General features: G+C 52.1%; 9 protein-coding genes. All 9 read right to left on the reverse strand.

All coding sequences use genetic code 11. From position 1 onward, the window contains the following. Window positions 1-31: 31 nt before the first annotated feature. Window positions 32-976 (reverse strand): DUF3991 and TOPRIM domain-containing protein, encoded by a 945-nt coding sequence (locus B5D32_RS12590; RefSeq protein ID WP_078785348.1) that lies wholly within the window; start codon window positions 974-976, stop codon window positions 32-34. Further along, the gene (gene metK, locus B5D32_RS12595; RefSeq protein ID WP_242943469.1) at window positions 977-2158 is read right to left on the reverse strand and encodes a methionine adenosyltransferase; all 1182 of its coding nucleotides are present in this window, start codon (window positions 2156-2158) and stop codon (window positions 977-979) included. Window positions 2159-2171: 13 nt separating this feature from the next. Continuing rightward, window positions 2172-2579 carry a DUF3846 domain-containing protein gene (locus tag B5D32_RS12600; RefSeq protein WP_078785349.1) on the reverse strand — a complete coding sequence of 136 codons (408 nt, stop codon included), beginning with the start codon at window positions 2577-2579 and terminating at the stop codon, window positions 2172-2174. Next, window positions 2560-8535: a prealbumin-like fold domain-containing protein gene (locus B5D32_RS12605; RefSeq protein ID WP_078785350.1), complete on the reverse strand. Its 5976-nt coding sequence runs from the start codon at window positions 8533-8535 to the stop codon at window positions 2560-2562. Before B5D32_RS12605 ends, B5D32_RS12600 begins: the two co-directional genes overlap by 20 nt. Window positions 8536-8592: 57 nt before the next feature. Then, on the reverse strand, window positions 8593-9078 hold the full coding sequence (locus B5D32_RS12610; protein WP_078785351.1) for a gamma-glutamylcyclotransferase family protein: 486 nt from the start codon (window positions 9076-9078) through the stop codon (window positions 8593-8595). Between the two features lie 11 nt (window positions 9079-9089). Then, the gene (locus B5D32_RS12615; RefSeq protein WP_143402759.1) at window positions 9090-9422 is read right to left on the reverse strand and encodes an amidoligase family protein; all 333 of its coding nucleotides are present in this window, start codon (window positions 9420-9422) and stop codon (window positions 9090-9092) included. Between the two features lie 121 nt (window positions 9423-9543). Beyond that, on the reverse strand, window positions 9544-10557 hold the full coding sequence (locus tag B5D32_RS12620) for a tyrosine-type recombinase/integrase (protein WP_159447043.1): 1014 nt from the start codon (window positions 10555-10557) through the stop codon (window positions 9544-9546). Continuing rightward, window positions 10547-11536, reverse strand: coding sequence for a tyrosine-type recombinase/integrase (locus B5D32_RS12625; RefSeq protein WP_078785353.1), 990 nt, complete (start codon window positions 11534-11536; stop codon window positions 10547-10549). The genes B5D32_RS12620 and B5D32_RS12625 overlap by 11 nt, the downstream gene beginning before the upstream one ends. Beyond that, window positions 11536-12765 (reverse strand): site-specific integrase, encoded by a 1230-nt coding sequence (locus B5D32_RS12630; protein ID WP_078785354.1) that lies wholly within the window; start codon window positions 12763-12765, stop codon window positions 11536-11538. The genes B5D32_RS12625 and B5D32_RS12630 overlap by 1 nt, the downstream gene beginning before the upstream one ends. Between the last annotated feature and the right edge of the window lie 125 nt (window positions 12766-12890).

Below are 12890 nucleotides of genomic sequence, written 5' to 3' on the forward strand. Positions count from 1 at the left end.
AACGATTTCTGACTTTCATGTTGATCTCTCTCTATCGGCAAACTGCGCGGTGGGCGGCAGTTCTTGCCATCAGGTTGTTTTTTGCCATATCAGCGTAATCTCCATTCTCGATGTCGGGCGGCAGGTCATGCACGGCGTAGCGGTCAGCGTAGATTTTCTGGATGCCGACACTCGCCATACGCCCTTTGGCATCGTTGTCCAGACGCAGTTCTATCGTGGTGATCTCCGGGTGCTGGCGCAGAAATTCCTGCAAGGCCAGCGGTTCTTTGCCGGAGGACGAGACCCCGCCCAGCGACAGACGGTATTTGTCCGCAGCATCCCCGCAGAGCGTCATCTCTGCCATGGCATCTATAGCGGCTTCAAACACCGCCACGGTGGTGCCGGGCTGCATCGGCGGGATGCAGAAACCGTACTGTTTCTGACTGCCGGGAGCCTCCCTCTTGAACGGTTTCCCATAGTCATAAATACCGCGCAGAGCCGCATATTTCGGCACGCCCTGCGGGTCTTTGCCCAAGAAAACACAGTTGTGATATTCTGCACTTTCGTACAGAATTTTTCTCGCAATACAGTAGCGAATCGTGGGCAGTGAGATGCCGCGCCCCAGCAAATACCGCGTTACGCGGTCATTATTCGGTGCGGGGTTCGGCAGACGGAACGGCGGGCGCTCGCGCTCCACTGCTTCATGCTGCACAGGAATGTACATCGGGCTTTCCTCGCACAGCAGCTGCACCGCCTCTACGAACGGTACACCTTCCACATAAATCAAATATTTCAGCGCCGACTTGCCGCCGATATCGCGGCTTTTCCAATGCCACACACTGGATTCGCCGTTTATCTTGAAGCTGTCATGCTCCGCAAGCTGGTACTCGCCCCGCGCACTGCTTTTCACCAGCGAACCGGGGCGGTACCGCCGCAGAAATTCTATCGCCGTCATCCGGTTGGCGGCATTGACCTGCTCTTTGCTGACGCGCGGCAATTACACAATGTAAGCGGCGAGGTCGCTCATATGTTCAACATTTTCCCACGGAAAATCCTCACGCCCGAAATGACCGCCCGCCGCCGTGCGGGAGTAGATGGGGTTCAGCAGGTTCAACTGCTTGATGATGCCCGCAGGGGTCAGGTCATACACCTTGCGCACCGCTGCTGCCAAACAGTCATCCTCACAGATGCCGGTACCGAAAGTGTTCACATCCACCATGACAGGGTCTTTTTCTCCGATGGCATACGCCAGCGTGACCTGACAGCGGTCGGCAAGATGGGCGGCGACCATGTTTTTGGCAATGTACCGCGCCATGTACGCGGCGCTGCGGTCCACCTTGGTGGCATCCTTGCCGCTGAACGCACCGCCGCCGTGGGGCGCAAATGTGCCGTAGCTGTCCACCATGAGCTTGCGCCCGGTCAAGCCGGTATCGGCATCCGGACCGCCCTGCACAAACTTGCCGCTGGGGTTCAGGATGATTTCCGCGTCATCGGCGGGCATACCGTCAAAGGCCAGCGGGAACACATACTCGTCCAGCAAATCTGCCAGCTTGTCCATATCGGTATCCTCTTTGTGCTGCACAGAGACGACCACCGTGGTGATGCGCACGGGGGTATCGCCGTCGTACTCCATTGTGACCTGCACCTTGCCGTCCGGGCCGATGTCGGGGATAACGCCGGTCATGCGGGAAATTTCCAACAGCGTTACAAGGCGCTGGGCGGCAACCACAGGCATCGGCAGGTATTCGGGTGTTTCGTTACAGGCGTAGCCGACCATAACCCCCTGATCGCCCGCGCCGAGGGTGTCCTCGTCCTCTTCCTCAGCCAATTCCGGCTCGACAGCGCCCGCAATGTCGGGGCTTTGGTCGTGGATGTAGCAGTCGATCTGATAGCCCTTCGGGTCATAGCCGACATCCCGCAGCACATCCCGGACGATGTTGAACACATCGGGCTTTGCCGAGGTCGTGATTTCGCCCGCTACAATGATGTGACCGTGGGTTGCCATTACCTCACAGGCCACACGGCTGGCGGGATCATGCTGCAGACAGGCGTCCAGCACGCTGTCGGCAATAAGGTCGCACAGCTTGTCGGGATGGCCGCGCATGACGGATTCTGCGGTGTAAAAGCGGGGATGCTCGTTTTCTTTCATGGTTTCGGTATTTTCAAAAATGTCGTTCATAGGTGTTTTCTCCTTATCTTTCGTAGCTTTCTTTTGTGTTCGGCGGCGGGGTCATAACACGGGCGTATTCTTCCGGGGTGGTGTGTTCCACACACAGGGTCTTGCCCAGCAGGAAAAACAGCTGCGGGTCGTGGTACATTTCTTCGTAGTGCTTCATCTGCTGCGGGGTAAGGTCAGTAAAATCGTTGCTGATCAGCCCGCAGACGAAAAATGTGCCGTGGATAATGTCATAGTCGCTCAGCATACGGTTCAGCGGCAGGTTTTCTGCAATGCCGTTATCGTTGCAGACGATGCAGGCGCTATCCCGCCAAGGGTACACTGCCTCGATGGTGCCGCCGACAACTGCCTGCTCGGCTTCAAGAGTGTGTTCAATGTCGGCTTCGCGGGGGTATTTTCCGGGTTCAACGATCAGCACTTTCATCGGCGTCCTCCTCATCAGAAGTTTCTTTCGGCGCATTTTTCTGCTTAACGGTCAGCATCACGATACCTGTCGCAGACGCAAGAGACACGACCACAATAGCCAGCAGCGGGAAACCATCTCCTGTCTGCGGGAGGGTCTGCACCTTATGCGGTGTAGGTGCCGGAGTTGCAGCGGGCGTCGGCTGCGGTGTTGGTGCCGGGGTTGGTGTTGGCGTATCCTCGCGGGGTGTGGCTTCGTCTATCATCTGAATTAACCGCTTGTCGGCGCGCACCCATTCTTCATCGGCATTTTCGCGGACAAACAGAGAAATCACATCATCCACAGATTCCAACTTGAACTGCACCGATTCGGCAATCTCAAAGCCAGCCGGAGCGGCATCTTCGGCCAGGGTGTAGATGTACTCTTTGGTTTCGCCTGACAACTTGATAAATTCATCCGAGATGGGAACACTATGCGTTTTGTAGTCTGTCACCCAAGTGTCAATAACTTCGCCGCCAGCATCACGGATCGTCAGCGTAGCACCCGGCAGCAGATTACCAGCAATGTCGGTCTTGTCGATATCCAGTACCGGCGCGTCCTGCATAATGACGGTGACATCGTCGAGTTTTACCCAAGCATCGTTGGATTTCACATAGACGATATTGCTTTGTTCGTTGCCTTCCTGCACCAGCTTGAACACGATGTTTTCGGCTTCGGCATAGCCGTCCGGGGCACGTTTCTCCGTCAGGGTGTACTCTTTTTCAAGTTCCAGACCTCGCACGGTGTGCGGCACTTTGCCGGAGGTCCAGCCCTCGACCAGACTGCCGTCTGCATCGCGGATTTCCAGCTTCGCGCCGGGCAGTTCCTTTCCGTTGGTGATGTCCTGCTTGGAAATGTCCACACTGGTGCGCAGGTTGGTGTTTGTACCGTCCACGACCTGCCACGCGATTTGCTGACCCTCGTAGGTGAAGGCAACTTCCATAGGGGTGCTGTCCAGCAGGTAACCGGCAGGGGCGGTGATTTCCACAATGCGGTATCTGCCGCTGTTGCCGGAGTCGGGATAGCTTTCAGAACGGATGGGAACATCCACATCAAACCAAGTAAAGCCGCTTTCGTTGGTGGGGCTGCTTTCTGCCAGCTTTGTACCGGCGTCCAGCAGCTTCGATCCATCTGCGGAATAAATGTCATCCACGGTGTAGAGTTCATACACCGCACCGGGCAGATAGGTCAGCGCCTCTCGGTCCTGCTTGTAAATGCCTACACCGATTTTGCTGACCTTATCGCCGGGCTTTTCGGGCGTGGACAGCACCCGCGCATTTTCAAACACAAGTGTCTGCCCATTCTTGTGGGCATCCGAGGCGTCCTTGACATTCACAATGCTGTACGAACATTCCTTGTCGCCGTCCTGCCCGTGGCTGACAATAGTTTTTGCCAGCACAATGTCGTTTTTTTGGCTATCCCAGCCGAATTCCACAGTGTAGCTCTGCTGGGTCAGCACAAAACCATACGGCGCTTGAACCTCGGTAATGGTGTACTTGCCCAGCGGTAGGGTCACGTTGACTTCACCCTTGGTGCCATCATGGGTAATTTTCAAGAAATCATAGGTTGCCTGCGTGCGGGTGGGGCTGAACCGGACTTCGTCCACCTGACCCTCCGCACCAGTGGTAACGGTGGCAACGAGGTCACCGTCTTTGTACCAGTAGGTGCCTTGGCGGTCGGGTGTGGCAATGTCGGCTGCAGCGTGAATTTCGTACACTGCGCCTGCGAGACTATCTTGCGTGTAGATGAACTGACCATCCTTGTAATCGGTCAAGACATTGCCCAGCTTACGGATGGTAAGCTGACCGAGCGTCTCGTGGTTGAAATATTTTTCTTCTACGATATACTCATCCATGTCGTTGGTGGCATTGCCCACGACCTGCCAGACGCGGTCGGACTTGATTTCAAACTCCACCGAGTAGGCGGAATCATTGAAATAGCCTTCCGGACCTTGCAGTTCCTCAATGAAATAGCGCCCCAGCGGAAGTTTTTCGGGTGTTTTCATAAGACCGTCTGCATCGGTGTAGAACACATCCGTTTTCTTGGTGGCGCTGCCGCTGGCTGGGTCGATCATGGAAATGCGGGTCTTATTACCCTTGTCATCTAATTTGTACAACGCAAAGGCCGTGTTGGCGATTTTGACCGCCTTGCCGGTTTCTGTATCGGTCTTGATGAGCTGCAAATAGCCTTCCAGTTCCTCGTCCAGCACGTTAAAAGTCATATAATTGTTGCTGGGGGTGGTGACGCTGCCCGCAGGAACTGTAAATCGGCTTTGCGGGCTGTTGGCGTCCACTGTCACGATGAACGGATCACACTGGAACACATCCTTGGGGATGGTGGTTTCTACTACCAGATATTGCCCATAGGGCAAGCCTTCAACGCGGAAAATGCCCTCATCGTTCGTGAACATTTCTCCCAGCCTATACTCGGCGGGCTGATCCGTAGGCATCCAGCCGTTGCCCCTGCCGTTGGCGTAGTCGCCGTCTGCGGTCAAGGTCGCGTTATAGGCGTTGACCGTATCGGTGTTGCTCTCGAACATATTGGCGATGGCCTGTCCTTCATGGGTGAAATCGTACTTGAGCGTCAAATTATCGTAGTTATCCTTGCGGTAAGCGTCCAAAATACTTTGTGCATCGTAGCTGCCGTCCGGGTTCTGCATGAACTGCGCCGCCTTGCTCAGTTTGGAGATGCGATAAACGGTAAAGCCCGCACCTTTCAATTTCAAAGCAGGACTAGGCTGTCCAGTGGTGGAAACAAGTTTTTGCAAACTAAAGCCGGATTTGAGGACTTCGTCTTGGCTTTCCTGCTCGGCGTGGATGTGGTAGGTGGATTCATTGGCATAGGACAGGGTTTTGTAGTGGTTGACCTCATCGCAGAGGTAGCCCTTGGCATAGGACAGATAGTAGCCATCCCACGCCTTGCTGCCGTTCAGCTTACGGCTCTCAGCTACGGCGGAATACTGATTTTTATAGATGTAGTCGGTGTATTCGTTGTTTTTCCGCGCCAAATCGCTGTACTTGCCGGTGCGTTCCAGCTTTTTGTTTAGCTGTGGATACTTCCCGGTAACATACAGCTTGCCGTTTCCGTCAATGGGCAGCACCAGCCCTGTGGCGCGTTCCACAAGGTAATATCTGCCCATATACAGGTTGGCAAAAGCCAGCTTTCCGTCTGTGATTTTGGCAGACGCTACCAGCCGGTCTTTCTGCAAAATGGGCAGGTAATCGGTATCCCAACCGCCGTTGGTGAGAACCGTGGTGTGCCAGATAGGTTGTCCGTTGGCATCGGTGATTTTGGAGTAATCCACCACACCCGAAACACCGTCCGGGTGTTCAATCGCGTCAGCGGCGTACAAATCGTACACCGCCCCCTCCAGCGTGGTGTCACCGTTGCTGCCCGCAGCCAAATACCGCGCGGCATCCAAGTCAACTTTTGTCAGCAGAATATTGCCGAGGACACGGTCGTTCTGCATCTTGTCGGCATTGGCGTGCATGGTGTAGGAATCTTCGTTATTGGCAATGCCGGTGGGGTCTGTGGCGTAGGTCTTATCTGCATTGCGGCTGCCAAAGGTGATGGTGACCACACCCTCACCGGTGTCGATAAGGGTACCGCCGCTGTTGGCCGTGGTAATGTCGGCGTTATAATCCGCGTTTCCCAGCCAAATGGTCTGGGCGTCCAATGCTTTGGTGATTTCAAAGGCATACGCCCGCTTGCCGAGAACAGAGCCTGCCGCGCCGGGAGTGTTCACATCCGTCCAATCACCGTAGTACCCGCTGGGTGCGCGGCTCTCCACGATGACGAACTTGCCCTCGTTGCGCTGGGTGTAATAGATATTGTCAGAACCATTGGCATAATTGCTGTGGTTGATGACCTTGTAAGTGCCATCTGCTTGGCGCTCGACTTTGTACCGGTTATACCCGCCTGCCGGAATATAGCACTGCAGGACGGTATCCCACTCGAAAACCTCAAACTCGGCATCGCCCTTGATGCGCTGCTTGGTTTCGCTGTCGATTTTGTCGATGCTGACTTTTACCGACCACTCATCGTTCTGCATTTTATAGTCATTGGAACTATTAGCCGGAACAGTAATAGTCTGGTGGCTGCCCAGCGCACCGGGCGTTGAATCAAAGCCGTGCGGGATGGTTACCTCGTCATAGCTGAATGTAATATTGGCAAGCTGCGCCCGCGCCGAGGCAATAGCGGCATCCACCATGCCCTGCGCCTCGTTCTGCAGCTGCCCGATGGCCGCATTCTTGGCAGCTTCTGCTGCTGCGTCTGCTTCGGCTTGGCTGGTGAACGGTCCTTCCTGCCCGGAAAGCGTACTGGTGCTGGTCTTGGACACCTCGTAGTGAACCGTCCATGTGGCAGAACCATCACCGCCGTTGAGGTGAAAACTGTCATCCTGCGTGTGACCGCTTGTGGTAATGGTCTGCGCTCCGGCAGGACTCATCTGCCAGCTGCCGCCGTCCACACTGCCGCCGGTCCGGCTGGGCGTGACGGTAATGACCGCCCCGTCCACCTTTTCCAGCGTGTTTAGCTGAACCTTGTCGGTGTTGACAGTGAATGTCAGATCAAAGCTGCCGCTGGCACTTTGCGCAGGAGCTGTCCATGCAGCGGAATAATACTTCGGTTCCGGAACACTCGGCACATCCGGGATCTCAGTGCCGCCCGCAATTTCCTCACCAACCAGCGCCACAACCTGCCACGCATACCCTGCGGGCGGGTTATAGATGTAGGTGTAGTAGCCGTTTTCCCCGGACTGTGCATCTGTACCGTTTACCAGTTCTTCTGCAGCAGCAATATAGGTCTGCGCCGCGTAGCTGTCGGGATAGTTTTCCATGATCCACTGCTGGGTTTCATCGTAAAGACTGCCAAGGATGTCCGGCTGTTCTTCGCCGCCTTCAGGATCATCTTCAAGGCTTGCCACAACAGGACGGTCATCCAGCATATCCAGACTCAGCTGACCAAGACCGCCCCAGATGTTGACCTGGTTTGCATAGTGGTTGCCGGGGGTATACTGGCCGGGTTCAAGGCGGGACACATGAGAGAAGCTGTAAGTGGGGCAGCCCTTGGGCTGGCCGTTCAGACCGTGGCTGCAGCAGTAGGCTTCCTGACCGTTGAACCAAATCAGCCATGTGCCGCCCTCCTTGGCGATGCTTGTGATTTTGCCGGTGGCATACGGCGGAGTCGATCCTGCAGCATAGGCGGCAATGCCGTCATCACCGGTGTCGGCATACATCTGTGTGGGTGCGGCATCCTCGCTGATCTGTACATGGATAGCTTTTGACTGCGAACTGCCGTCCGAATCCGTATAGACCAGCTGTGCCGTAAAATCGGTATAGGCTTTCACATACAGGCCGGTGACTGCCGCCGACTGCTCCGAGTATGTCTGGTGCAGGATTTCAGTCTGCTCCTGCTCGTCTGCCGGGATAGGCTCATAATCGGTGGAGCGGTAGCTTAAAAGCTCTACACCGTCCGGCAGTATGATTTCAGATACCGCACCGTCTGCCGGGTATTCGACCTGCGCCAACAGCGGAACAATGGCATAGTCTGTACCGGGAGTTTTGCCGATTGTGACCGTGTTCTCATCTGCGTTCAGCGCATCGGCATCCATATGGGCATCTACGCCGTCATACAGGTCGGAAACCCACGCGGAGATACCGATTTTTGTCTCGCCGGTTGCCACGGGCAGACCCATGCTGCCAAGGTAACTGCCGGTAGGCGCGTCCGGCAGATCGTTGTACAGATTTTCAGTGATCTGCGAAAGATTCGGTGTCGGGGCATTGGCTTCAGCGGTTTCCGGTGTAGCGGCTTCGGCTGTCTCCGGCGTGGCTGCGGCATCCTCTGCAAAAGCGGGCAGCGCTGCGCCCAGATTTGTGAGCGCAATCCCTCCCGCCAGCAGCAGCGACAAGCACTGCTTTATTCTGTGTTTGTTTTTCATACTGGTTCTCCTTTTGTTGCAAAAGAAAAAGCCCGCTGCGGGTTGCAGCGGGCTTGGTTAGCGTTCGGGAGCGTGTTTCTTAGGGACCGGCGCGGCTCTGGCCTTGTAGGCTTTGCGGTATTTTTCGTCAGCATCATAGAACTGCTGCGGAGAAATACCGGCATCCAGACACCCCTGCAAAACAACCGCATTGTAGCGGCTGCTGACCGGGAGCAACTGGTCGCGGTACGGTGCGTTCATCGTGTAAACCATGATTTCATGCGGCGCGCCATCGGCATCCGTAACCGTCATGGTCTCCTTGTCATAGAATGTCGGGTAACCCTCATAACAGTCAAGCTGGGATTCGTCATGGTCAGTGACAGACCAGATCAGCCCTTCAACGCTTGCGCCCTCTTTGGGCAAAATCGTCAGGTAGCCGCGCCGGAACGCCAGCTCATAGCCGTCCAGCTTGGCGATACCCACGGCGGTTGCCTCCGGGCAGCGGTAAGCCATCTGCTCAAAATTCAGATTGGAACCATAGGCAAAGTATTCTTTTCGAGACATTGGGTTTCTCCTTATCTGACCTCATCTGTATGAAGCCGTGGTTGATTGCTGGGATACAGCGACTTGTCGTGCCGCCACGCCTTGTCACCGGGCAGGTTCTTCAGCAGGTGCATCCGCACATTTTTGTACTCCGGACCGATGAGTCCCAGCCGCAGCAGAAAGGTGCGGAAGGTGAACGCCGGATTATCCCCGATGGGCGTTTTCCGGAACTGCGTGTACTTCTGGTTAATGCCCTGCGCGGAGATCGCCATAGCCAGAATGATGTTGGCTTTCGCTTCACCCGCATGGAGCGTGGAGTTGAACAACCGCCATTCGATTGTACCGTGATAGAATACAGAATGCATATTGCAAGCCTTATGTTGAGCTCAACATAATGCCTTTTATGCGCAGAAAAAAGTTATGCTGAGAATCTTTTAGAACAGACGTTACTTCGAGACTATTCACCAGAAATCTCAGCATAATTTTCTACAAGGTCTTTAAAAACGCCTTTAAGTCAGGGTCGTCGTTCCAATCCGGCATGGCAGGCGTATTCATCCTCGTGTCCATTGTTTCTAATGCCTTGCGCCGAGCTTCGGGATTAGCTTTTGCGTAAACCTGTGTTGTCTCAATAGATTCGTGCCCTAAAAAGTCACGAATATAAATGAGATTTTTGCCTGCCTCAACAAGATGCATTGCTTTAGAATGCCGGAGACAATGCGGTGTAATCTGCGGAAAAAATGAATCCACCGCAGTATTTGCTTTGTGGATATATTTTGCTAGCACGTAAGAAACACCGCTGCGAGTCAACTTTTTCCCTTGCGGATTTGTAAACAGCTGGTCATTGCGGCGTTCTGGTATATCAAGATGGTTCTCACAAATGTATTGGCGCAATACCTGTGCACACGGTTTGGTAAGCGGAACATCTCGACTTTTTCGCCCCTTCCCTAATAAATGTACAACCGGTAGTGAATCTATTCGGATATCGCAGATTCTTAAATCGCAAAGTTCCTGCACTCGTGCAGCTGAATCGTAAAGGAGAAGAATCATCGCCAGGTCTCTGCGACCTTTTGGCGTGGAAATATCAGGCTGTTCCATTAGAATATCGGTTTGCTGGTTACTCAAATATTGAACCGTCGGCTTTGCTGCTTTTTTGCTGTCAATTGAAAGAATGCGCTGACACAGAATCATTTCATCCGGGCATTCAATTTGTACATATTTTGCAAATGACTTCAGCGCAGCAAGTCGTTGGTTTCGAGAAGATATACTGTATTTGCGTTCAGTTTCAAGATATTGTAGAAATTCAAGAATCAGTTCGCGGGAAAGGTCATTAAAAAGCATTTTCTCTAATTTAAGGCCACAATACTTTTCAAGGTAGCCATGAAAAATAACAAAGGTGTCCCGGTAAGAGTAAATTGTATTTGTACTGACATTTTTAGTTCCTGCCAGATACACGCTAAAGTATGCGGAGACTAAACCGGCGTAGCTGCATCTATTCCTCATTGCAAAGTACCTCTGTAATGGTATGGAATCGCTCATTGAATGGTTCGGTGACTTCCATGTAGGCTTCCGGGACAAGCCTCAAGTATTTTTCGGTTGTTGTAATTCGGTCATGCCCAAGAGCAGTGCGGAGAATCGGCAAACAGGTATATATGTCTTTTCCTTCGGAACTCCATTTGTTTAGAATGTGGACCGCAAAGGAATGCCTGAGATCATGGAGACGAGGCCCTTTTCCTCGACCTCGGTGTGGAATCCCGGCATCAAATAAGCATTTTCGAAAAATATCGTAAATTGTACTTGTATCATAGAATCCGCCATCAGGAGCAGGGAAAAAGTAAATACTTTTTGCATTTGCCACTAATGGATTACTGCGGTAGGATTTCATGTATGTAAGCATTGAGTCCGAAATTCCTACCAGCCGTTCTTTGTCTCCTTTTGCACCGTATATGGCTAAAACTCCAGCATCCAAATCAACATCTGCAACCTTAAGGTGCAGAGCCTCTGACACGCGCAGCCCACATGTATAAAGCAGGCGAAACAGAACCGGCATAACTAAATGTCGTAGTGGAGATTCTGAAGATTCTTTGGTACAATCTACCGCAGAAAACAATCTCTCGATTTCGTCTTTCGTAAAAATGTAGGGAACGAAACATTTATTTACATGAGGCGCAGGGTGGAATGCACATGGAGCATCATAGCCATTGCTGTGCAAATACTTACAAAGAATTCGCACATACGAAATCCGAAAACATTGCGTGGTTTCGTTTTCGTGAGGTCTCTTTTTCTCCCACTTTTGCAGCAGTTCTTTCGAAATGGCAGGTATACGCAATTGTTGCTCATTGCAAAAGTCATCGAATGCACTGAGTGCCTCAACACCGGCGTTGTATTTATTGCCAAGGGCACGTTTTTGCTCCACAACATCCAGCATATATGGTGCAAGCACACTGGTAAAATGGGGTTCAAGAAGTTTTTCCTCAAACACTAATCAGTCACCTCCAATGCGCAGCTGCGAAGCTGACGTACATTTACACCAATATATTTTTGAGTAGAATCGGCATTTATGTGTCCTAATACACCCTGAATCGAGGTAATGGGGATTCCTTCATCTAACATATGTGTTGCGAGGCTGTGTCGAAGCGAGTGAAGCCCGTGGTGCTTTATTGAATCCAAAGGAATGCCCGCTTTTCGCATATGCTTAATAAGAATGTTGTCAAAATTTTGCAGAGAGACGTATGGAGCGACTGCGCGGAGAAAAATTTCCGGGGCATCGCTTACAGGCCTTCCATTTTTCAGATAGTCTATTACAGCCCATCCAACATCTGTGGGAAGTGGTAAAGTTATCGGCTCTCCTGTTTTGACTTGGGTGAAAGACACCAAATGCTGTTCCCAATTAAAATTGGCAGGGCGAAGATTACGTATATCGCTGGTTCTAATGCCGAGTTTTACTGCAATCATTAAAACTGCATAATCGCGTTTCCCTTGTGGACTTTCACGGTCAACAGATGCAAGGATACTTTCGATTTGGCTAAGATCTAATGTTGTAGGAATTCGCGCGGAAGCGGATACTTTTACAATTGGCATCATTTTCAAAGACAAATCTGTTTCCTTGTAGCCACTATGCGCAAGGTACTGAAAAAAGCGTAAAAGGATACTGTAATGGAGCCTTACAACCGAATTGCTGTAATTGCACGAAACAACTTTGACGTATCGATTTACAATATCTGCTGAAAGTAATTTGTAATCCGTGACTCCAACGCTGAACAAATAATCTGTAAAGCGAAGAAGAACATTTCTGTGGCTGCGCAGCGTATTCTCCCTGCGTCCGTGGAGAGATAGCTTTTGCAAGTAGTTGACCGCACCTTCTTGCAGTCCTGCAGGGAACTCTCGATTCAACCTCCGCCGAAGCATAACCGCGTTGAAATGTTGGTAGTCTGACAACAAATCCATTGCACGGTGAACTCGTGAGCATCGCCGTTCTACTGTTCCCGGCTGCACACCGTAGCAATCCAGCATGAACTGCTGAGCCAATTCCGCTGTAAAATATTTCTTTTCATTTTTATTGCAGTACGCTAACAGGTTCCTAAACGTCGAACGAAAGCCTTGAATATAGTTTTCGCTATAGTGCTTTGCAATGATGCAGGGGATAACTCTTTCCACAAGTTCATACACGGTCAGTCGATTTCCATCATCCACAATAACAACCTCCATCATATCTGGAATACTCAAATTATATAGTTATTATGTAGAGAAAAACAGACTGTTTTTATAATTTTTGTCGCTGTACAATTAAAGTTTGGAACGTGGGATACATAATCGCTTTCTTGCCATAACAAGCC

This window comes from Gemmiger formicilis (assembly GCF_900167555.1).
Classification (GTDB): Bacteria; Bacillota; Clostridia; order Oscillospirales; family Ruminococcaceae; genus Gemmiger; species Gemmiger formicilis.